This window comes from Reticulibacter mediterranei (assembly GCF_016587455.1).
The window spans coordinates 117242-139711 of record NZ_BNJK01000002.1; the positions used below are offsets into that span (position 1 = coordinate 117242).

General features: G+C 53.7%; 22 protein-coding genes. 11 read left to right on the forward strand and 11 right to left on the reverse strand.

The annotated features are described in order from the left end of the window. Positions 1 to 109: 109 nt before the first annotated feature. The 3 genes from K3T83_RS38685 (at position 110) to K3T83_RS38695 (ending at position 3255) form a co-directional block, all read left to right on the forward strand. The gene (locus K3T83_RS38685) at positions 110 to 433 is read left to right on the forward strand and encodes an L-rhamnose mutarotase (protein WP_220208479.1); all 324 of its coding nucleotides are present in this window, start codon (positions 110 to 112) and stop codon (positions 431 to 433) included. A gap of 225 nt (positions 434 to 658) precedes the next feature. After that, a complete protein-coding gene (locus K3T83_RS38690) occupies positions 659 to 2098 on the forward strand; it encodes an alpha-L-fucosidase (protein ID WP_220208480.1) in 1440 nt (479 codons plus the stop codon). 137 nt (positions 2099 to 2235) lie between these two features. Beyond that, entirely contained in the window at positions 2236 to 3255 is a 1020-nt protein-coding gene (locus tag K3T83_RS38695) for a zinc-binding alcohol dehydrogenase family protein (protein WP_220208481.1), read from the forward strand. A gap of 251 nt (positions 3256 to 3506) precedes the next feature. Here K3T83_RS38695 and K3T83_RS38700 read toward each other — a convergent pair whose 3' ends face one another. Continuing rightward, complete coding sequence (locus tag K3T83_RS38700; RefSeq protein WP_220208482.1) at positions 3507 to 4487, reverse strand: helix-turn-helix transcriptional regulator; 981 nt, start codon at positions 4485 to 4487, stop codon at positions 3507 to 3509. Between the two features lie 119 nt (positions 4488 to 4606). Between K3T83_RS38700 and K3T83_RS38705 the strand changes: the two genes are divergently transcribed. Continuing rightward, a complete protein-coding gene (locus tag K3T83_RS38705; protein WP_220208483.1) occupies positions 4607 to 5752 on the forward strand; it encodes an epoxide hydrolase family protein in 1146 nt (381 codons plus the stop codon). Between the two features lie 143 nt (positions 5753 to 5895). Beyond that, positions 5896 to 6381 carry a GNAT family N-acetyltransferase gene (locus tag K3T83_RS38710; RefSeq protein WP_220208484.1) on the forward strand — a complete coding sequence of 162 codons (486 nt, stop codon included), beginning with the start codon at positions 5896 to 5898 and terminating at the stop codon, positions 6379 to 6381. Positions 6382 to 6469: 88 nt separating this feature from the next. Here K3T83_RS38710 and K3T83_RS38715 read toward each other — a convergent pair whose 3' ends face one another. The 3 genes from K3T83_RS38715 to K3T83_RS38725 form a co-directional block, all read right to left on the reverse strand. Next, a complete protein-coding gene (locus K3T83_RS38715; protein ID WP_220208485.1) occupies positions 6470 to 7363 on the reverse strand; it encodes a carbohydrate ABC transporter permease in 894 nt (297 codons plus the stop codon). A gap of 54 nt (positions 7364 to 7417) precedes the next feature. Continuing rightward, positions 7418 to 8392 (reverse strand): carbohydrate ABC transporter permease, encoded by a 975-nt coding sequence (locus K3T83_RS38720; protein ID WP_220208486.1) that lies wholly within the window; start codon positions 8390 to 8392, stop codon positions 7418 to 7420. A gap of 397 nt (positions 8393 to 8789) precedes the next feature. Beyond that, positions 8790 to 10097, reverse strand: a complete 1308-nt coding sequence (locus K3T83_RS38725; protein ID WP_220208487.1) for an ABC transporter substrate-binding protein — start codon at positions 10095 to 10097, stop codon at positions 8790 to 8792. Positions 10098 to 10821: 724 nt separating this feature from the next. On the opposite strand from K3T83_RS38725, the gene K3T83_RS38730 reads away from it, so the two are divergent. Beyond that, positions 10822 to 12135, forward strand: coding sequence for an ROK family protein (locus K3T83_RS38730; RefSeq protein ID WP_220208488.1), 1314 nt, complete (start codon positions 10822 to 10824; stop codon positions 12133 to 12135). A 10-nt stretch (positions 12136 to 12145) separates the two neighbouring features. Here the strand turns inward: K3T83_RS38730 and K3T83_RS38735 are convergent, their stop codons facing one another. Further along, a complete protein-coding gene (locus K3T83_RS38735; protein ID WP_220208489.1) occupies positions 12146 to 13009 on the reverse strand; it encodes a class I SAM-dependent methyltransferase in 864 nt (287 codons plus the stop codon). Between the two features lie 246 nt (positions 13010 to 13255). Here K3T83_RS38735 and K3T83_RS38740 point away from each other — a divergent pair, with 246 nt between their 5' ends. After that, entirely contained in the window at positions 13256 to 13735 is a 480-nt protein-coding gene (locus tag K3T83_RS38740) for an aminoacyl-tRNA deacylase (RefSeq protein WP_220208490.1), read from the forward strand. Positions 13736 to 14491: 756 nt separating this feature from the next. Here the strand turns inward: K3T83_RS38740 and K3T83_RS38745 are convergent. After that, the gene (locus K3T83_RS38745; RefSeq protein WP_220208491.1) at positions 14492 to 14980 is read right to left on the reverse strand and encodes an SDR family NAD(P)-dependent oxidoreductase; all 489 of its coding nucleotides are present in this window, start codon (positions 14978 to 14980) and stop codon (positions 14492 to 14494) included. A gap of 42 nt (positions 14981 to 15022) precedes the next feature. Here K3T83_RS38745 and K3T83_RS58160 point away from each other — a divergent pair, with 42 nt between their 5' ends. Beyond that, positions 15023 to 15262 (forward strand): TetR-like C-terminal domain-containing protein, encoded by a 240-nt coding sequence (locus K3T83_RS58160; RefSeq protein WP_373324653.1) that lies wholly within the window; start codon positions 15023 to 15025, stop codon positions 15260 to 15262. A 39-nt stretch (positions 15263 to 15301) separates the two neighbouring features. Here the strand turns inward: K3T83_RS58160 and K3T83_RS38755 are convergent, their stop codons facing one another. From K3T83_RS38755 to K3T83_RS38765, 3 genes are all read right to left on the reverse strand, one after another. Continuing rightward, positions 15302 to 16531: an MFS transporter gene (locus K3T83_RS38755; RefSeq protein WP_220208493.1), complete on the reverse strand. Its 1230-nt coding sequence runs from the start codon at positions 16529 to 16531 to the stop codon at positions 15302 to 15304. Positions 16532 to 16626: 95 nt separating this feature from the next. Next, a complete protein-coding gene (locus K3T83_RS38760) occupies positions 16627 to 17466 on the reverse strand; it encodes a pyridoxamine 5'-phosphate oxidase family protein (protein WP_220208494.1) in 840 nt (279 codons plus the stop codon). Positions 17467 to 17641: 175 nt separating this feature from the next. Beyond that, complete coding sequence (locus K3T83_RS38765; RefSeq protein ID WP_220208495.1) at positions 17642 to 18103, reverse strand: VOC family protein; 462 nt, start codon at positions 18101 to 18103, stop codon at positions 17642 to 17644. A 155-nt stretch (positions 18104 to 18258) separates the two neighbouring features. On the opposite strand from K3T83_RS38765, the gene K3T83_RS38770 reads away from it, so the two are divergent. After that, entirely contained in the window at positions 18259 to 18900 is a 642-nt protein-coding gene (locus K3T83_RS38770; protein ID WP_220208496.1) for a CGNR zinc finger domain-containing protein, read from the forward strand. A 55-nt stretch (positions 18901 to 18955) separates the two neighbouring features. Here the strand turns inward: K3T83_RS38770 and K3T83_RS38775 are convergent, their stop codons facing one another. Next, positions 18956 to 19234, reverse strand: coding sequence for a hypothetical protein (locus tag K3T83_RS38775; protein WP_220208497.1), 279 nt, complete (start codon positions 19232 to 19234; stop codon positions 18956 to 18958). An 8-nt stretch (positions 19235 to 19242) separates the two neighbouring features. Further along, the gene (locus K3T83_RS38780) at positions 19243 to 20271 is read right to left on the reverse strand and encodes a phosphotransferase enzyme family protein (protein WP_220208498.1); all 1029 of its coding nucleotides are present in this window, start codon (positions 20269 to 20271) and stop codon (positions 19243 to 19245) included. A gap of 178 nt (positions 20272 to 20449) precedes the next feature. Between K3T83_RS38780 and K3T83_RS38785 the strand changes: the two genes are divergently transcribed. Together K3T83_RS38785 and K3T83_RS38790 are read left to right on the forward strand one after the other, a co-directional pair. Further along, on the forward strand, positions 20450 to 20923 hold the full coding sequence (locus tag K3T83_RS38785; protein WP_220208499.1) for an Rrf2 family transcriptional regulator: 474 nt from the start codon (positions 20450 to 20452) through the stop codon (positions 20921 to 20923). 168 nt (positions 20924 to 21091) lie between these two features. Next, complete coding sequence (locus tag K3T83_RS38790; protein WP_220208500.1) at positions 21092 to 22333, forward strand: MFS transporter; 1242 nt, start codon at positions 21092 to 21094, stop codon at positions 22331 to 22333. The last annotated feature ends 137 nt before the right edge of the window (positions 22334 to 22470 follow it).

A 22470-nucleotide genomic window follows, 5' to 3' on the forward strand; every position in this document is an offset into this window, starting at 1 on the left:
TGCCGGGGGTAATGCCTGTTATCCATATGTTACCTGCGACAACCGCAGGGGGATTGTCGCTACAGGGAGGAAAGGTCGCTTGTTCATCTAGTAGAGAGAGAGAAACCTGATGCGCCGCTATGGGCAAATCATCAAAGTGAGACCTGATCGTATTGAAGATTACGAACGCATTCATGCCGCTGTCTGGCCCGATGTACTCGCCACCATCCACGCCTGCAATATGCGCAATTACTCTATTTTTCGTTATGGCACCTGGCTCTTTGCCTATTTTGAATATATCGGCAACGACTTTGCGGCTGATATGAAAAAGATGGCAGCCGATCCGCAGACGCAGGAATGGTGGAAGCATACCGATCCTATGCAGGAACCAGTTGAGGATCGCGGCGAGGGCGAATGGTGGGCAACAATGAAAGAAGTGTTTCATACATATTGACCAATTGATGAACGCCCGTTTCATATTCGCACAATAATTGATTCCTCCCCACCCGTAGCGACAAGGGGAGGTTAGGGGGTCTTGGCGGGGGCCTTGCGCTTGTCGCCCTCGCCACGTGGGGAAGGCGACAAGCGCAAGGCCCCCACATCCGCTCCCCGTCACCCCTTGTCGCTACGGGTGGGGAGGAAGGTGACATAGTAATAGTAGAAAGGGATACATAAATACATGAAGCCTCTAGAAGCAAAAAATGCGATTCGGCAGGGGATAGCGACCGGACCCTTTGCGGCGAGCTGGGATTCGCTCAAAGGCTACACGGTTCCTGAGTGGTATCAGGATGCGAAGTTTGGCATCTTTATTCATTGGGGTGTCTATGCGGTTCCGGCCTTTGGCAACGAATGGTATCCGCGCAACATGTATGTGCAGGGCACGCCGGAATTTCAACATCATGTCGAAACATACGGGCCACATACGCAATTTGGCTATAAAGACTTTATTCCGCTCTTTACGGCTGAAAAGTTCGATCCCGATCACTGGGCCAACCTGTTCAGACGTGCAGGAGCAGAGTTTGTGGTTCCGGTGGCCGAGCATCACGATGGCTTTGCACTCTACGATTGCGGCTTTTCAGGGTGGAACGCGGTACAGAAGGGGCCGAAGCGCGATATCATCGGTGAGCTTGCCGAGGCGGTGAGACGACAGTGGCTGGTCTTCGGACTGTCCAGCCATCGCGCCGAACACTGGTGGTTCTTCAATGGCGGCATGGCCTATGACTCCGATGTACAGGATACACAGTATGCGGGCCTCTATGGTCCGGCACAGCCCGAGACGCTGCCCCCCAATGAAGAGTTTCTCGATGACTGGTTGGCGCGCACCTGCGAACTGGTGGACAAATATCAGCCGCAACTGATCTGGTTCGACTGGTGGATCGAGCAGCCCATCTTCCGCTCGTATTTGCAGCAATTCGCCGCCTATTACTATAACCAGGGCGCGCAGTGGCAGCGTGGCGTGGCGATCAACTATAAACACAATGCGTTTCCTGAAGAGGCGGCGGTATTCGATATCGAGCGTGGGCAGTTGTCCGATCTGCGTCCCCGCTTCTGGCAGACCGATACGGCGGTGGCGAAAAACTCATGGGGCTACACCAGTAATCAGGAGTATAAAACCGTGACCTCGATTATCGGCGATCTGGTGGATATCGTCAGCAAAAATGGGGCGCTGCTCCTCAACATCGGTCCTCGCCCCGACGGAACCATTCCCGAACAGGAAGAGGAGATGCTGCTGGAGATCGGGCGCTGGCTCAACGTCAATGGCGAGGCGATCTACGGTACGCGCCCCTGGAAAATCTTTGGTGAGGGACCAACGCGCATCGAGACCGGCAGCTTCACCGATACCAAACGCTCAGCCTTTACGGGACAGGATATCCGCTTCACCACGCGCAAGGAGACGCTCTATGCAACCGTGCTGGCATGGCCCGAAGATGGCAACGTCACGATCAAAGCGCTGGCATCTGACGGCAACCTGTTTGGGCGACAGATCGGGAAAGTTGAGTTGCTGGGGCATACGGAAGAGTTGCGCTGGCGACAGGAGAGCGCTGGGCTCGCCATCGAAATGCCTGCTCAAAGTCCATGTGAGCACGCTTTTGTCTTGAAAATTTCACCTGCAACGTGATATGATGCAACATTAACAGAAACAAAACGAACCTGATCCGTCGTAGTCGCGCGATTTATCGCGCAGTGGCGGGATTGCGCGATAAATCGCGCGACTACGACGGATCAAGGCAAATTACACCAAATGGGGAGGATTGGATGGACGCAATTATTCTGGAGGAGCCGGGTCAGCTACGGCGGGTCCAGAGAGAAAATATCGTTGCCCCACCCGGTCCGGGTGAGGCGCTCATCCGCATTCGGCAGGTGGGCGTATGCGGCACCGATTTTCATGCATTTCGCGGAGAGCAACCCTTTTTTAGCTATCCGCGCATACTTGGGCACGAGTTGGGCGTTGATATCGTGGCATTGGGAGCAGGGGTGCAGGATCTAGCGGTTGGCAATCACTGCGCCGTCGAGCCATATTTCAATTGTGGACACTGTCCAGCCTGTCGTCGTGGCAAGCCAAATTGCTGTCTCAACCTCAAGGTCTTTGGCGTGCATATCGATGGTGGCATGCGCGAATATGCCACAGTGCCAGCCGCCAAGCTGCACCCATCGGATAAGCTTACCAACGAGCAACTCGCGCTTGTCGAGCCGCTCTCGATTGGTGCGCACGCCGTCGCGAGGGCACAACTGGTGCAGGGTGAGCAGGTGCTCGTGCTGGGTGCCGGTCCCATCGGGCTGGCGGTTACTCAGTTCGCGCTGCTGGACGGAGCAAACGTTACCGTGATGGATATCAGTGAGCAACGGCTGGCCTTCTGTCAGCGCATGTACCCGACGATCACCTGCCTCAACAATAACGGCGATGGGCTGTCCGAGTTGCAGGCGCGAGTCGGCGACGATCTGCCCACAGCGGTCTTCGATGCAACGGGCAACCCACACTCAATGATGGCGGCCTTCAACTACGTCGCCTTTGGGGGACGGCTGATCTTCGTGGGCCTGTTCCAGGGCGATGTGACCTTTCATGATCCCGAATTTCACCGCCGCGAACTGACGCTTTTGAGCAGTCGCAACTCGACCGGGGCCGATTTCCGTCGCATCATCAATTATCTGGAAACCAACCAGATTCGCCTGACACCCTGGATCACGCATCGCACCACCGCCGACGCGCTCGTCGATGTCTTTCCATCGTGGCTGGAACGCGACAGCGGGGTCATTAAGGCGGTGATTTCGCTATAAATCGAGAAATCCGAGGAGAAAAGATGTTGGGCTACCCGTAGCGACAAGGAGCGGCTGGGGGTCTTGGCGGGGGCCTTGCGCTTGTCGCCCTCCCCAGGAGCGAGAGCGACAAGCGCAAGGCCCCCGCAACCTCTCCACACCTCCCCTTGTCGCTACGGGTGGACCCAACATGCTCTGCACCCACAGATGTTCCCCCCCTTCAATTGCCGGATGCACCCATGATCTCACACAAGTTGAAATGTTAAGATTCACTACTCAGACCCGATCCCTTCCATGCTTGTCTGCTGTGCATAGTTCGCGAGCTTTTGTGCATACTGGCTCACCGCAACACGTAATTCATGAGGGCGATGGATAACAAATGGTATGCCCAGACCGGCAAGTTTCTGCGCTACCCAGGACAAATCATCGACTTCGGCGCGTACGAGAACCCCACCGCTCTTCTCCTCAAAAAATACCCGTGCTAGACTCAGAGACCGTTGAGCCTCCGGGAGCGTTGTCTTCAACCATACTTCAGTTTGCCACTCATTGGGAATAGAGGTCAGCGCCCGCTTCACAGCTTCCCGTATATCAAAGTGGGCCGGGGGAGAAAACGTTTCATCTGCTATTTCGACCTTTACAATACGATCCAGGCGAAAGAGTCGCTGTCCCTGACGCAATTGACAGTAGCCAAGCGTATACCAGATCCCATTGCGTGAGACAACACCATACGGATCGAATCCGCGCTTGGTGACTTCACCATGCTGAGAGCGATAATGCAGTTGCACTCGCCGACCGGCCTGGAATGCCGAGCTAAGCGCTGTCACGGCAAACAATGATGGTGGGATGCGAAATGCATCATCATCAAAGAGAACTGTCTGCTCTACCGCCTGGACCTGGGTACGAGTGGCTTCAGGCAGTACCCGCATCACTTTCGCGAGGACACCCTCAAACGCTGCTGAAGCCTGCGCAAACCCCTGCGCTTTCGCTATCAACAGCGCGAGTGTGAGTGCAAGAGACTCGTCCTCAGTGAATATCAGCGGGGGAAGTTTGTAGCCAGGCCGCAGCCAATAGGCTCCATTGCGGCCTCGTTTTGCTTCGACTGGAATGCCCAGATCACCAAGCATCTCGATATAATCGCGCAGGGTGCGAATATTGACCTCAAGCCGTTGAGCCAGTTCCGCGCCCGTCATGCGTCCATGCGACTGCAAGAGTTCGAGGACGGTAAGCACGCGGGCAGTTGGGCGATATACCACTTTTCTTTCTCCTCCAGCAAATTCTTTTAATTGAGGGTCAATTTTACCATCTTTTGGGGAGTAAACTACACCTATCAAGACGTTGCACACAGATGCATTGAGAAGAAAAGGAAACTTGTATGAGTGTCACACCATTTACAATCAACATCACGCAGGACACGCTGACGGACTTGCAGGAACGTCTGGCTCGCACACGTTGGACAGACGAAGTAGCGGAAGCGGAATGGGAGTACGGAACGAATCTGGCCTACCTGAAGGAATTCATAGACTACTGGCAGCACCATTTTGACTGGCGAACGCAAGAGCGTGCCCTCAACGCGTTTTCCCATTTTCACGCGCAGGTGGATAGCTTCAAGCTCCATTTCATCCATGAGCGGGGGAAGGGCGACCATCCGTTGCCACTCGTCCTCCTGCATGGCTGGCCTTCGTCTTTCTGGCAAATGCTCCCGATCATTCCGCTCCTCACCGATCCAGCACGTTACGGAGGAGATGCGGCCGATTCCTTTGATGTGATCGTGCCTTCGCTACCCGGCTATGGCTTCTCAGATCGACCCAGCAAAAAGGGCATGGGCCTGGGGCGCATGGCAGACCTTCTGGCGAAACTGCTGACAGAGGAATTGGGCTACGAGCGCTTTGCCGTGCGGGCAAGCGACCTGGGTGCCGGTGTCGCACAACAACTCGCCTTGACGCATGCACAGCAGTTGCTCGGTCTTCATCAGAGCGGAGCCAATACCTTTATAGGACACATCCCCGACGACTTAACCCAGGCAGAGCAGGAGTTTGTGGCGAACGCTCAACGCTGGAACCAGCAGGAAATGGCGTATGCGATGCAGCACACCACGAAACCACAAACGCTGGCCTATGGCCTGAACGACTCTCCGGCAGGGCTGGCAGCATGGATTGTCGAGAAGTTCCGGGCGTGGAGCGACTGCGATGGCGATATCGAGAAGCGGTTCAGCAAGGATGACCTGCTGACCAATCTGACCATCTATTGGGCGACTCAGACCATTAATTCCTCGATCCGCCTCTATTGTGAGATTGTACGCAATCCGGGAAGCTGGGGGCGTGTCGAGGTGCCGACAGCCATGTTGATGACTCCCAAAGACAAGTTTCCAACGCCTCGCGAGTGGATGGAGCGGTCTTACAATGTGCAGCGCTGGACGGAGATTTCTTCCGGGGCACATTTCCTGGAGATAGAAGAGCCAGAGCGGGTCGCTGAGGATCTACGCGCCTTCTTCCGCCCCTTCCGACAGGCTCTTAAATAATGGTTTTGACAATTTCATTAAGGGATCTCACCAGTTGTCGTAATGGAGCGATTTGAGGTGGTATACTCAAGCAGAGATAGAATGCTGCCGAACTGCCACAGAAGCCTGCGCACAAGAATGAAAGGAAGCGAGAAAGGAACCATATGGAAAATACTTCCAGCATCGTCCTGCGAGAGGTACTGATGAGTGACCTTCCCATTTTCTTCGACCAGCAATTGGACCCGGAAGCCAACTGGATGGCCGCCTTCACGAGGAAAGATCCGGCAGATAGGGATGCTTTTCTAGCACACTGGACAAAGATTTTGGAGGACGAAACTACCACCAATCAGACCATTCTCTTCAATGGAAGTGTGGCTGGCTCAGTCTCAAGCTATGTTGATGAAGATGAGCACCTGGAGGTCACTTACTGGATTGGAAAGCCCTATTGGGGCAAAGGCATTGCGACCTGTGCACTCTCAGCCTTTCTAGAACACAGCAAGGTACGTCCTCTGTACGCCCGTGCCGCTAAAGACAACATCGGCTCTCTGCGCGTCCTGGAAAAATGCGGATTCACGAGAATCGGCGAAGACAGCGGATTTTCCGAGGCGCGTGGGGAGGAAGTGGAAGAATTCCTTCTGCGCCTGGATTAAAGGTAGGAAACGGCTTTTCCTGCTCTTCTACAAGGTTCCTATCAATTGAGCATCGACAGGAACCTTGTAGAGTGCGATAAAGCAGTGATTATCCTTTGAGGCCGCTTTGTTTGTAGCCTTCAACGATGTAGCGTTGCAGGATAAAGAAGATAATCACCAGTGGCAGGATTGCCAGGGCCGTACCAATGAATAGCTCGTGCAGATTGAGCACCTGAGCGTTGAGGAAGTTGGAAAGCACCACCTGAACCGTCCAGGCCGTCGCATCCTGACCAATGACCAGCGGCCAGAGGAAGGCGTTCCAGCTGGCGATAAAGGTGATGACGCTCAACGCCGAAATAATGCCCCACGAGTTCGGCACCACCACGCGCCAGAAGATGCCCCAGTAGCCCAGGCCATCCACGCGTCCCGCCTCCTCCAGTTCCCGGGGGAAGCTGAGGAAGAACTGACGGAACAGGAAGGTGGTAAAGCCACTGAACATGCCCGGCACCACCAGACCTTGCAGCGTACTCACCCAGCCCAGAAACGAGACGATCACGTAGACCGGCACGAAAATCACCGCGAAGGGGATCATCAGCGTGAGCAGAATGGCGAAAAACACCACATTGGACCAGCGATATGGGATGCGAGCCAGGCCATAGCCAGCCAGCGCCGAAATCAGAATTTGTCCCGCCGTCTGCAAGAGGGCGATAATAAACGAGTTTTCCAGACCGGAGAGGAACGGCACCTCAGAATCATTGAACAGTTCCGAGATATTCTCGAAATGGAGCGCGCTGGGGAAGAACGTCCAGTTGGGAGAAGTAATCTCCTGCTCGCTCGCCAGACCGTTTCTCAGGATCAGATAGAACGGAATGAGAAAAAGGATCGCTAGAAAGATCAGCAGTATGTAGCGCAGAACCTCTTTCACGATCTTGCCGGGAGAGATTTCGCTCCCCCTCGTTCTGGGCTGCTCAGCCCGTGCGCTTCGAGAAGCCAGTGTTTCCATAACATCAACCCTTTTTATCCGCAATTGCAGGTATGCAACTTGACAATCATAGCATTAATCAGCGCGACCAAAGCCCAGGAAGCGGCCCTGAATCAGCGTAAAGACCACGATAATGAGCGTCAGGATGATAGCTCCCGCGCTACCATAACCATAGTTCTGATCGGTCAACGCCACGTTAAACAGGTAGATCAGCGGCGTACGGGCCAGAATCTCGTTACCACCAGTCATAATGTTTTTAAATTCGTCAAATGCCTGGAACGCGGCAATAATGTTGAGCAGCAACACCGAGATGGAAGCGTTGCGAAGCAGCGGGAACGTGATGTTGCGGAAGGTCTGCCAGCCTTTTTTCGCGCCATCAACCATCGCAGCTTCATAGAGTTCGCGCGGGATATCTTGTAGGCCAGCGATAAAGATAATCATGTACGTGCCAAGCTGGAGCCAGAGGCGCACCGTAACCAGCACCACCCAGTACCAGGGAGGGTTGGGCGTCGAGATCCAGGCAATCGGATCGGCATGAAAAAGAGCATCGCGCAAGTTGTTTGCCAGACCGTACGATGAGCCGTTGAAGATGCTCATTTTCCAGATAATTGAGGCCAGCACATACGAACAGGCAGTCGGCAAAAAGAAGACTGAGCGGAAAAAGCCCTGCGCATATTTCGCGCTATTGACCAGCAGCGCCAGCCCTAGAGCAGCAGCAAAGGTTGTGGGCACAATAAACAGTGCGAAGAGGGTGAAGGTCAGCAGCGCCTTAATAAATCCTGTATCGGTCAGCATGGCCTTATAGTTATCAAAGCCAACAAAACCAGTAGGAATGACGACAGAACGCGCAGTGGAGAAACTGAGTATAACGCTCCAGATAATGGGAATATAGAAGAATACGATCAAGCCAAGAATCAATGGCCCGACAAATCCCCAAAAGACTAACGTTGTCTTCAACGCATGTTGTTGTTGTATTTGACGTGTACTCTTCTGTTTATCACGGCGCGAAGTCTGCAACTCGGCGGCGGAGGGAGTGCTTAAAGACTTCATAGGCGTTTGTGGCGCGTAATCCTCCTCGGTTCGGCAGGGGATGCGCCATCTCCTTTCTCAGCATGTTTGTTGGATAGATAGATAGATAATGAATTGTAACATTTTCGGGAGTCGCCCCTCATTTCGTAGTCGCGCGATTTATCGTGCTCGGCCCGCCTCTCGCCCATGTTGAGGGCCACCTGCGCGATAAATCGCGCGACTACGAAATGGGGAGAGCGGAAAAAGAACTGTCATAGTTTCCCTCTACGTAGCGCGAGTTGCCCGTTATTTCATTTGATACTTGCGACAATCACCAGGATGTGCCGCCATGCGCGGAGGAGAGGAATAGAGGGATAAGAGCGGTTGACGGAGCATTTGCTCTATCAACCGCGTCCTTACGTCAGATGATCTACAACGATTAGCTATGTAGTTTTTGTAGCTCAGCTGAACACTTTTCAGCAGCCGTATTCAAGATGGAAAGGGCATTGCCACCACTCTTGATGATGGTGCTGGCTGCATCTTTATAGGCAGTATTCATCGAGGCATCCCAGTAGGGTGGGATAGCGTGACCGTATTTGTTCAGGTAATCGACCGCCTTAGCAGCCTCGCCGCTCTTGAGTTTGTCAGTGGAGGCAGCGGTGCTGTTGCGTGGTGGGACGTGGAAGCCATAGCCGACGTTCCAGTCTTTCTGAACCTCTGCATTCGTCACCCAGAGAGACTTGACGTACTCTTTGGCGGCATCCTTGTTTTTGCTCTTGGCCGAGACCATCTCCGCCCAACCGCCGTTGACGGTAGCCGGAGTGCCCTTCGCGTCAAGAGCCGGGAAGGGGAAGATACCGAAGTCGTCGCCCAGCGCCTTTGTGATGCCAGGCATGGCCCAGAGGCCACAGAACTGCATGGCGGCCAGCCCTTGTGTGAAGGCGGAAGGGTCCCACCAGTAGGTCGGGGCATCGGGCAGCACGCCGCCAGAGGTGTTGAGTTCATGCAGTTTCATGAACGCCTGAGCCGTGCGGTCGTTGTTGAAGGTAACTTTGGTGTTATCCGAGCTGAGCAGATCGCTGCCGGCACTCCAGAGCGCGATGTAGCTGAGCGAATCTACGCCACCGTCAGTGCCAACATAAATGCCCTTCATTTTGCCGGTTGACAGCTTTTTGGCCGCCGCGATCAACTCATCAACGTTGGTTGGTATCTGCAAACCAGCTTTCTGGAACAGGCTCTTGCGGTAATACACGAAGGTCGGGTCGTTGAGCATCTTGATACCATAGGTCTTGCCATCAACGACGAACGCTGCGAGCGAGGCCGGGGTGAAATCGCTCTTGACATCGGCGAACAGATCGTCGAGCGGCTCAACCGCACCAGCTTTGATCAGGTCAACACCAATGCCGGATAATTCAAATACGTCGGGTGGATTGGAACCGAGCAAAGCTGCATGAACCTTGTTGCCGTAATCGTCGCCGGTTCCTGGCACCCAGCTCACTTTGACGTTGGCTTTGGTGTAATCTTTGGCGTATTTGAGAACGGCCTCATGCGTGCCTGTCTCACCGTACTGATGATACCACTGCTGAAGGGTTGGAAGATTGCTGTTGCCGCTGGTACTGCCGCCGCTGGTGCTGCTACCAGTCCCTGCGCAGGCTGCCAGGAAAGAACCGCCGAGTGCCATCGCCCCGGTAGATTGAAGGAAACGTCGTCGTGACAGTGGAGTTGGGAAGATATGGTCCTGAGCCATGTTCTATTCTCCTTGTTGTGTGGTACCTCTCAGTACCGTATTTGCTCTACCTGTTGTAGTAGAAGCTAAATCAGCGCGAAAAAGTGTCATAACCCTTTACTGGCAAAACACCCCTGGCAAGAGACAATGCAGTCATCCTCTTTACTTCATTGTATTGTCCGGTCCTGCTTCTCTTACCGTGAACTGCTGACAGAAACCCCTCGATGCACAATGAGATGTAACAACGCCATCCCCCTCATTCGTAGTCGCACGATAAATCGCGCCGGTGGCCCCTCTATATGCATTCAGGCCGAGCGCGATAAATCGCGCGACTACGACGTGAGAGGTTTTTCTCATCAAACATTCAATCTCAGGGTTGAGAGTAGAAAGTAATCGCTACCAGTCAAATCGGCAATACGCCTTACTCCACCACTCACCATATAGAAGATCGAAAATAGTTAATATAAAAATACCACCGCCAGATAGACCACCCGTTGGTGAGGGGTAAAAATTTCCTTACCGCGATGGTAAGGTTCTGTTGGTGTGCTTTTCCTCTCTACTTGTCAAACACAAGCATACCATGTATACTAACTATTGTCAATGATAAAAGTATGTTTGATGGAGCGGATCAGCGTTTTCTTTTTCGCTGTAATTTGTACGTTATTTGGAGCGCGAATCTCTCACTCTTTATTTGCTCGTTCATAAGTTGTCTTTATTTGCTTGCCCACTCGCCCGAAGAGAGGTAGTGCGCATACAGGTCATCGCTGCCAGTGACCAGTGCCGGCGCTCCTTAGCAGTGCCAAAGCTCCATCTTGTTGAGGATAACATGATGCGCCAGACTGTACAGCCAATGGACCGCAAGATGATGCGAGAACTGAATCAAAACATGCTGCTCAACTTGATTCGTTTGCACGCGCCAATCTCCCGCACGCAATTGAAAAAATTGTCCGGTTTAAGCCTCGGGACCATTGTTGGCATTACCTCGGCCTTAATTGAGCAAGAACTGGTGATTGAAACGGGAGTTGCCGAATCTACGGGGGGTCGTAAGCCGGGCCTGCTGGAGGTCTATCCCGAAGGTGGCTATGTGGTGGGGATCGATCTGCGCGAGCATGAGGTGCTGGGCGCAATACTCAATTTGCACGGAAACATCATCTACTGTGACTCCTGGCCTGCACAACTGCGCAACAACGCTGCACACGCCGTCAATATTCTGGCCCACGGGACCGATGCATTTATTGCGCGCTCACAAATTCCTCGCTCCAAATTACTTGGCCTCGGCTGCGGCATCTCCGGTCCCGTCAACGCTCAAACCGGGGTCAACGTCGATAGCTGGATCTTAAACTGGCATAACGTCGAGCTTGCCCGCCCTCTCAGCGAACACCTGCATATGCCAGTTTTCACCGATAATGCTGTCAACTGTCTGGCATGTTATAAAAAGCTCTATGGCAATGGTCAGAAATATCGCAATTTTCTGCTGGTGACGCTGGGGCGCGGCCTGGGACTGGCAACGGTGATTCGCGACGATCCTTTTCGCGGTGCGCAGGGGATTGGGGCCGAATTTGGACACATCCCTTTCTATTTTGAGGATGGCCGCCTCTGTGAATGTGGCAACTATGGTTGTCTCGAAGCATATGTCTCGGACCACGGCATTCTCGCCACCTACCGCTCTCTCGCCCCCGATGCACCAGAGCTGCCTATCCAGAATCTGGTCAAGCTGGCTCAGGAGGGGGATAAGGTGGCTCTGCAAGCGTTAGAGCGGACAGGAACCTATCTGGGCGCGGGGCTGGCTACGCTGGTCAACCTCTTCAATCCCGAATGTCTGATTATCGAAGGCAGCCGCGATTGGGGCGACCTCTTCTTGCACACGATGAAAAGCTCGCTGCAAGAACATATTTTTTCACAGATAGGCCGTGATCTGGAGCTAATCGTTGAGTCCAATGCCGATCTGTTTAACTGGGCGCGTGGTGCCGGATGTCTGGTGTTGCGCGATTTCTTTTCTTCGCCAATTCGCCTGAATAGCATGGGGCCACAGGAGACCGTACGCGCCCGTTCTTCTTGATTTAACACTGTTATGGCTTGTATCCACAGAATGTGACCGCGTGGGTCATGGCGCGAAACGTTTCAAAGTTCATCTCAAGCATGGTCTGTTGATACAGGGCGTCGGCCTCTTCCTGAGATATCAGACCCATTTTGATCAGAAACGCTTTGTTCAGATAGAAGCCGATCTCGTAGTTGCGGTAGAAATCCATCCAGACTTCGGTGCCAGACGAGAACTCAACGACGTGCGCTTTCAGTTGCACTTGCTGAAAACCAGCCTTGCGCATCAGGCCGGGCAACATATGGGTCAGGCCAAACGAACGCCCATCGATGGAGAAGCCATACCCGGCCCGTTTACAAGCCTGTAAGCCGAGCGAGGTCATACGCTCAAACGCCGGGCTATTGGTGATGCCCATATCGTGCGGCTCCGTCAGACGCAGAATGCCGCCGGGCCGCAGGATGCGCGCACATTCGACGATCAACGGCTCCCAGCGTGCGCCGGGGATGGCGACGGCGAGGGTGCGAGCGTTAACGAGATCGAACGAGGCGTCGTCAAAGTCGAGATCATCATTGATACTCATCACGCGAAAAGAGGCATTGAGCCGCTTCTGCGTGCGCGCCCTCGCTTTTGCATAATTGACCATGATCTTGCTAATATCGACGCCCATGACATCTACTTCAGGACGCTCAAAGGCGGCATCGAGAACCCAGCCACCGGGACCACAGGCCAGATCGAGTATATCGTGCAGGCCTGCGATATCCTGCTCCGACAGCCCGGCGAACACTCCACCCATCTCGCGCGTAGACATGCGATCCAGATCAATCAAGCGTGCCATCTCTTCGGGACTTTCGGGGTCGAGCGAATAGGTGTTTTTCCTTTGCGCGTCGTTTTCCATTGCTGATTTTTTCCCATCAATACCATCATTAAAATATCGGCAATACATGCATTTTTTATCTTGTTCTTACTATACGCTGAGAAATGATGGGATGCAAGCTAATAGCAGTAATTTCTTCGCGTTAACACATCTATTCGTGAGGAAACCTCTCTGAACATGTATCGGACACACGGGTTCTGACGTGTAAGAAGGGGAGATTTTTGTTATGGGCAGGACGCTATGTAGTCTTTTCAAGGGAGGCTATTGATGAAGTGCCAAGAGCGATTGGAGCAGTACCTAAGTGATAACCACGTCATGTATCAGGTTCAGCACCACCCGCAAGCCTCTACCGCCCAGAGCATTGCAGAGTGTGAGCACATTTCCGGCAACAAAGTCGCGAAAAGTGTGATTGTTCTTGCCGATAAGCGGCCCGTTATACTGGTTCTTCCGGCAAGCTATCGCGTAGATCTTGACAAAGTACGAACGTACCTCGGTACACAGGATGTGCGCCTGGCTCACGAGGAGGAGTTTCGCAATTCTTTCCCGGATTGTGAGGTCGGTGCCATGCCACCCTTTGGCAACCTGTACAAGCTGCCCCTCTATGTTGACCGTAGTCTGACAAAAGAGGAGACCATTGTGTTTCCGGCTGGAACGCATACAGAGACTATGAGCCTTAAATATGCAGACTTCGAGCGTGTGGCGCAGCCCTCTCTCGCTGACTTTGCGCTCCGGCCGACTCTTGCTTAGCGCTGGCGTGTATGGCGTCGTCGAGGATGTGCCTACAGGTGGCCCGCATCCACACCGGTGGGATCTGAAAGGGCAGGGGGGGTAGAAGGCTCTCCGCCACCCGTAGCGACAAGGAGGGGCAGGGTTGGGGATGTGGGGGCCTTGCGCTTGTCGCTGGTGGGGTCTCACGCGGGAACCGGGAAGCAGACCAACGATGTGGCGAGGGCGACAAGCGCAAGGCCCCCACATCCCCAACCCTGCCCCTCCTTGTCGCTACGAGAAACCCAACATCCTCTACACCCACAGCCATTCCCCCTTTCATTTGCTGGATACACCAGACTACCACGCCTCCATTTTTCTTTGTGTCTCTCAATGCCTCACCTAGCACATTTAAACGTTTATCTTGTCCAATAGGCAACCAGAGTTCGGAAAAACCTCCGGCTTGCGCCCATAGGACATCATCCAGGCTAAAATCGTTGGCAAGTCCGGCAATGCTGTCCTTCATATTTCTTGCTATTTCAATTGCAGAATCAATGGCTTGAAGAAAAGGTTTCTCCTGCCCCCTGTCGGCGCACACAGTCGAGAGATTCACATAGTAGATTCCTCGCGTTGCCCGCGATGATGATCTCATAAATACTTCTGCCCCAGGATAGATGGTGTTGGCGAATAGCCAGATGTCTGCTCCCTTTGAGTACAAAGGTCATTTCTCTTCAGCCTGGAAAATCAATTCGCCAATACCATCTAGCCTGGGCCTACCTCTAGAGCAAGTGGAAATGCCTATGCTCGCATACTTGCACCGCCATCGAGGTCGAACGTCATACCAGTCATGTACTTACCCTCCGGGGCTGCCAGGAACACGCACAGACTGCCACAATGCAATTCGGGATCACCTAAATCACCAAGTGGAATGGTATCCATGAGCTTCTGAGCGCTATCTGGGAATTGTTTCCGGTAGAGCCTGAATGTTTCCGTCCACATAGCAGGGTTCAATACATTGACGGTGATTCCGAAGGGACCCCATTCGTGAGCCGCGATACGGGTCAGACCGCGAATTGCCTCCTTATTCGAGCCATACGCCCCGGTTTTCACCAACCCCAGGATGCCAGCAGAAGAGGTCATGTTGATGACTGTGCCATGTGTCTGCTTCAGGTAAGGCAGGCATGCCGCCATACAGCGCCAGGTGGCGAAGACTCCAGATTGGTACGAGGCCTGGAAATCCTCTTCCGTGAGTTCTTCCAGAAGAATAAAGGCATCGTTTGTTTTCATGATCGCCTGCTCCTCATATTCAGGCATGGCATGAGTGAGCGGATGAAAACAGGAAGCAGAAACCAGGGAGGGAGCAATGAAATTGTCATTCAATTCATGGCATCCGCTTTCGTTGGAGTTGTGGAATGGTGGATCAAGAATAATATGCCTCATTCTCCCCAATATATGGCACAACATTTACAGGACATTTTTGAAGAACAGCAACTTTTCAGCCCAGAAATGGCGCAAGCTCAACGGCTCTCATATACGTACTCCCCTCGTGATCAAATATCGCCCCGCTAGTATCAGGCAATGTCGATGATCGCACACCCGTCCCTCAACTCATGAGGGACTGCTGCGCTGCACCGGCAAAACAAAAGCCAGGAGAGGAATCAGGATCGAGGCGAGGGCCAGAGGCAGAAAGGCAATGGCCGGGATATGCAAGCGGTCCCAGAGCCAGCCGCCGATAAAGGGGCCAATGAAAGAGATGGTATAGCCCAGGGCTAGCATTGTGCCGGTCCAGGCCGCGACCTGCTCCCGCTTCGCCAGTAGCGCGGGCAGAGCGATGCCCAGCGTGAAAGTGAGAATACTGGCACCTCCCAGCACGGCAGCCCAGAGCGGTTGCAGCGTGGGCGGCGTCCAGAGCAGGCCACCAAGCGCGATCAGACAGAAAAGGCCAGCAAACACAAACGGAACGCGCCGCCCGACCAGCCTGTCAGCAAAGACCGTGAGTACCAACGTCGTTGGGAGTTGGGCCGCGTTGAGAAAACCAAGCGCAATCGGCGTCATCACGGGAGCATGAATGGCCTGATTATAGGAAGGAATCCAGGTGTTTGTGCCAAAATAGATGAGCTGGGCGCAACCCGTTAACAATCCCAGCGCCCAGAGCGTAAGACGGGTCGATCCAGGCTTCTGCGTAGCAAGTGATGACTCTTGAGTGGGGCCGCTGGCGGCTGGTGTGCTACTCACAACAGCGCGGGAAGACGGCGCGAACCAGAGCCAGAGAACCAGGGTCAACACAGTGGGAACGCTCCAGAAGAGAAAGCTGCTGGGCCACGCTCCCTGGCCCAGCCAGGCGATCAACGGCAGGGTCAGGACCGCGCCCAACGTCTCGCCGATTACCAGCCCATCAGTGTAGAGGGCGGTGGCAAAACCGATGCGCTTCGGGAACCACCGGCGCGTGAGGGTTGGGATCGCCGTTTGTGAAAATGTGCTGCCCAGGCTCAACAGCGCCGTGAAGATGTATAGCGGCAAAATGGCGAGCCAGACCGCACGCAAGATGGTTCCCAGCGTCAACAACGCCAGACCACACGCTACCATGAAACGCTCCCCAAAGCGTTCGATCATCTTTCCGGCAGGAAAGGAAGCTACCGCCATCACCAGTGTTGGCAACGAGGTAATCAGGCCGGTTTCGGTGTAAGAAAGATGCAGGTCGCGGCTGAGCAAAGGGAGAATCGGCGGCACTCCCAACATCGCCGTGCGCAGGTTGATGCCGACAAGGAGAATCAGGCCCAATAACAGGATGCCAGATGTCGTTTTGCTTGTATTCTCTTTTTCTTGCAGATGCTCCATACATCTCCCTTTTCAATGCTTCAAGTGTGGATATCGTAAAAACAGGAAGTATCGATATTCACGACGAGCGCCTGAAAAGAGTTTCAGCTGAGCCGCTATTCCCCTATCTCGACCACTTCGTCGATGTTATATTCTATCACGCGCTCAGCCCCAGCGAAGGCGGCGCGATGCTTTTCATCCCAATGGATGCGCGCTTTTCCTGTGAGTTGAAGCGTGCCGCCACGCTCGAAATCCAGAAAGAGCAGTCCGGCGCGCGGGTTGACGCTGAGATTGCCGAGCGTCTGAAACATGCGATTGCCCGAATAATCGGGAAAGAGCAACCGCGTCTCATCTTCCACGCGCACAAAACCAGATGGACCACCGCGATGCGAGGCGTCCGCTCCCCCATCAACGTGATAACTGGCGATGAAAAACGTATCGGCAGACTCGATCCATCGTCGCTGTCCCTCCGTCAGCAGGCCTGCACGCTTCGCTTGAGCGATCCTTTGTTTGAATGGCTCATGCTCCGCGTGAATGTATTTATGGCAGTTGGAAAAGACCTGATCGGTATGCACGATGATACTCCCCTGCCCCATTTCCATAGATCCATTGATACGTATACGTCTACGCGTGGCAAACTCGACGGCGATCAGACCAATGGTTGCGCCTTCGTGGATATTTTCGGCTAGCGGGTCGCCTGGAGCGGGAGTTGCATGGATCTCAACGATCTGTTCATCCGGGACGGCGAGAAAACCGGGTTCGCCAGTAAGCAGCGAGGCCCAGACGTTCCCATCTGCATCAATTGTGCTTGCGATCACCATCTGTTGATTGCGCAGAAAGTTCTGCGCAATCGGTGGGATCGTGGGACGAAGCATTTTACTGATGCGGGAGGCTTCGATCTGCACGCCCGCCTGAGCCTGCACCGCCAACTCTCCTTCATGGTAGGATGTCATCATAACGCCCTCACGTCCTTTCCTGGTATAGAGATAATGAAATGTAACAACCAAAATCGGGAATGTCTTTCGTAGTGGAGCGATGTATCGCGTTGGGCCGCCTGTCGAGCCGTTCCACCAACGCGATACATCGCTCCACTACGAAAGACTACCAGACTTGTTCGTAAGAATTCATAATTTAAAAAAAGCCACAGGCGGACGCTCCAGGAGTGGGTGCGGCCTGTCCGCTCAGGCCAGTAGGTGTATAGATTTCGAGACGAATACCGTCCGGGTCTTCAAAGAAGATGCCACCCGATTCTGATCCCTCGCGGTGAGCCACTACACCATCATAGAGAAAGTGGACATCAAGCTGACGCAACCGCACCTCAAATGCGCGCACATCCTCGACGCTCTGCACCTGAAACGAGAGATGATGCAGGCCGGGCCGCCGTGTGTCGAAGCGGCCCTCGCTCTGCTCCCAGAGGGTCAACACAAGGCGCTCGCCATCGGCCAGATGAACAGAGCGGCGACCCGGCTCATAGGATTCGCGCGCCACCGAGAAGCCGAACAGCGCCCGATAAAACGCTGCCGACCGCTCGACATTGCTCACATTCAAGCCAATATGACCGGTCTGAACCGCCGGAGTTGTTACCGTAGACATTGGTGCATTCCTCCATATAATCATAGAATATCCATAGCTAAACATCATTTGCAGTGGATATTGGGAGTATACTCGAAAAAAATATCCTTGTCAAGATGCCAATAGTAGTGGATAATAGAGAAAATGAACACAATCGAACGATGGGGAGACAAGCTATGCAGGAAAGAGAACTGGAAAAGAAGCAGCAGGAGGACGAGCGCTTCCGCTTCAGAGGAGGCGTACTTGCGCTTGATCTTGTGAACACCGAAAAGCTCAAGCGAGGAAAGCCATTTGAGGCGCTGGTGACGCCGCAGGATGTTGCGCAATGGTGGCAGGCAGCTTGTGAGCATCATCCACAGTGGCAGCGAGAGGTACAGGGAAGCGACGAAGCAATCGATGCAAACGACACAAAATTGCTTGATGCGCTCAAAACCTTGCGGGCAGCGCTGCGCCGGATATTCACAGCGCTGGTGGAGAACACAGCGCCGCGCCAGGAAGATATCGATGTGCTGAATAACGTGCTACGTACGGGCCACTGGTTTACGCAGCTCAGTCCAGAGGGGGATTTGTTGCCAGTTTATCAGACGGAGGAGGCGCACAGCCGGATATTGCTCTCCTGCGCGCTCTCTGCCCTGCATCTGATCCGCGAGGGTGAGCACTCACGGCTACATCGCTGCGAAAGCGACCGCTGTATCCTGTTTTTCTACGACACCACAAGAAGCGCCACCCGCCGCTGGTGCAGTACAAGCTGTATGGATCGGGCGCGTTCGCTGCAACGCTATCGTCAAGCGAAACAGGCAGCACACGCCCATGATTAATAGCTTCATAAATGATGTCGTAACCGGGAGGATCACCTTCCTCAATTATGAAAATTTATATCGGTGCATCCAGCAAACTGAGGAGAAAGAAGGTTCCCTTCCATCCGTAGCGACAAGGGGTGGTGTCGGGGGTTGCGGGGGCCTTGCGCTTGTCGCCGTTGGGGTTACGCGGGAACCAGGAAACAGACCAACGACGTGGCGAGGGCGACAAGCGCAAGGCCCCCGCAACCCCCGACACCACCCCTTTGTCGCTACGGAAGACCCAACATCCTCCGTGCCCACAGCCGTTCTCCCCTCCATTTGCCGGATGCACCAATAATTGCGCAACCAACATATCATCTATTAAAATGGCGGATACAATGGCAATGGTGAAGAAAGGCTGTCTACATAAGCGCTCGCCTCGGACGCAGCGCGCAGATTGCCTCCTCGCGGTCCCAGAGAATCATGAAACATCTGCACGACCTGTGCCCTCGTTTCTTCTGCCCAATCGTCCCGAACAACCACGTTATGAACATCGTAAATCACATCTTGCACGACCCGCTCCCAGAGATAATAAGCAACGAGGCTCCAATCTATCACTGTATCTTTGTACCCTTGAAAAAATGCCTCTGCGTGCGGCTTTCTGAGAAAGATGAAATCGCGTTCCTTTGGGGCCAGCATCACTTCATCCCAGTCAATCACAAACACATGGCCGGAAGGGGCACGAATCAGATTTCTTGCATGCAGGTCGGCATGGCAGATGGCATAGGGAAAGGTTCGCGACTGCAATATCTTTGCCAGTTGTTCCAGTGTAGCCAGGCCATTGTGAATTGTTGGCTGATGTTCCAGCCAGGAGGAATGAAGAGCGCGCAGTGAGGCGCTTGCACTGCTCAGGTCAGGCAGACGTTGTACTTCAAAGATCTGTATCCATTGAGCATACTCGGTTGGATCAAAGCGTTCTTTTCGCAGGGACTCAAAGCCGAAGGTGGGCAGCCTGACCTGATGAATTCGCCGGAAGATGCTGCCTACCTCTTGCCACTGGGCAGCGGTCATCCCTGTTAAGCTGCTCTCTCCATTGATCCAGGGGTAAAGCAGCACCCTCCAATTTCCAATCTGCGTCCACAAAGCGCCGCTGCTCGTAGGAACGGGAGCCACGATGGAGGTGATCCCTTGATCTCGTAGATATGCCGGAACAAGATAACTCGGCTCGTAGAGCAAGCGCGATGTCACTTTGAGCAAATACTCACTGCCCTGTGTACTCCCCACACGATACACTCCGGCATCGTAATCATGCCCCAGAGGAAGAAACTCAAGAACAACAGGGATGAGATCATACTGATCCTGTAAACAGGCTCGCAGACGTTCCTCGTCGATGCCAGGTAGCTCACGCATCGCTCTCCTCCGATCACAAATATAGTTGACACGTTCTGCAAGGAGTATACCAGAAAAGCATTTCCCAATGACGTCCTTGACATTTTCGCCCATTGTAAGTATAGTTATGACAACGGTTGTAACAAAGTTTGTTACAGAGCAGATAGTCGAGAACATCTGCGGAAGCGAGAAGATCACGATGAGTGCCAATAGTCGTTTAACATTAGCCACACATGCGCTAACGTTGATGGCCTCGCCCAGGTATCGGGACAATTTCATCACGTCGGAGCGCATCGCCAATAGCGTGAACACCAATCCGGTCATTCTGCGTGGGCTACTGGGTTTGCTGGAGAAACAACATCTGGTCAGCGTCCAGCGCGGCAGCAACGCGGGCTGGAAGCTTGCGCGCAACCCGGAGGAGATCACGCTTCTGGATGTCTATCATGCGGTCAAGCCTGGCTCGCTCTTTGCGATGCATCACACACCGCCCAATCCCGAATGCAACATCGGCTGCGGCATCGGTTCCGCGCTTGAGGATGTCTATGCGAATATCCAGCACACGCTGGAACAGGAGCTTGCAGGCACAACAATTGCCGATATCTTGCGCGGCACTTATGCCGCCACAGCGGAACGGCGACAACAGACTTGCAAAGAACAACTCATCAATCAATAACCAGAGCAATGATGCTTATCGCACCTTCAAAAAGGAGTCGTATGGTCTTTTTATTTGTATATGGCTGTAACAAAAATTATTACAATGCTATATCTTACCCAAATAAAACAGGTTGTGCTCTTTTTTTATCACGGATGTAACAAAAATTATTACAGCGAAGGGACTATCATGACAGAAACGGAACAAACTCTTTCACCAACAAAGATCGATTCGCGGATTTTGTTGCTGGCATTGAGCATGTTTGCGCTGGGGACGGATGCATTTGTGGTGGCCGGGGTCTTGCCTGTAATCGCACATGAGATGGGAGTTACTGAAAGTCTGGCGGGGCAGTTGGTGACGGCCTTCTCGCTTACATATGGAATTGGCGCGCCGGTGCTGGCGGCAATGACGGGACGCTGGGCGCGCAATACGGTGTTGCTGGCTGCGCTCGGAGCCTTCTGTCTCTTCAATATAGGCTCAGCCATTGCGCCCGACTATCCAACGCTGCTTCTGACGCGCATACTGGTTGGCTGTTCGGCGGCGGTATTTGGTCCACTGGCCTATGTGGTTGGAGCATCGCTGGCACCAGCTGAGAAGCGGGGGCAGGCGCTCGCGCAGGTTGCCAGCGGGCTAACCATTGCTACGGTTCTTGGTTCGCCGCTGGGCACCTGGGTTGGTGAGCATTTCGGCTGGCGTCTCTCGTTCGGATTGGTAGCGCTGCTTGGCGGGATCGCATTTGTGATGCTTTTGCTCTTCAAGCTGCCAAAAGCTGCACCCACACCTGTACTCTCGTTGGGAACGCGTCTGGCTCCGATCAGAGAGCCGCGCCTGGTGCTGGCCTTCCTTCCGGCGCTCTTCTGGAACCTGGGCGTCTTTGTCGTCTATACCTACATCGCGCTGCTGCTGCGGCACAACCTGAACATTACCGATGTGAGCCTTTTCCTGCTCGTCTATGGCCTGGGGCCGATGCTGGGCAACTGGATCTGCGGCATTGTCATTGATCGTGTTGGCTCGACGCGACCGATCTTCTTCTTCCTTGCTGCCCTGCTGATCGTCGAACCGTTGCTGATGCTAACCACCAATTCTGTTCCGGGAGCATTTGCCACGCTCTTCATCTGGGGTCTGTGCATCCCGATGCTCTTTACGCCACAGCAACATCGCCTGCTGCAACTGGCACCGGAGCATGCGAACGTGATTCTGGCGCTCAATAACTCTACCTTCTATCTGGGCATAGCCGGTGGTGCTGCGCTGGGTGGTCTGACGCTACGAACCGTCGCCATCACGCAACTTGGTTGGATAGGAGCTGCCTGTATCCTGCTCGCGCTGGTTCTCTTCGCCTTCAGCGTCCGCCTGAGCAAGCGCACAGACCAGCAGGCAGAACCGATGCAAGAAAGCATGCAAAGGGAAGAGGTGATGATCGTTCCCGAATAAAATGATTAAACTCTGACATATGATAGTTTTTCACATTTTAAAATAGAAATCTCTCATGATATCGTAGTTGCGTGATTTATCGCGCTGGTGCCACTTTTGTATTGTGGACCGAGCGCGATAAATCACGCAACTACGAC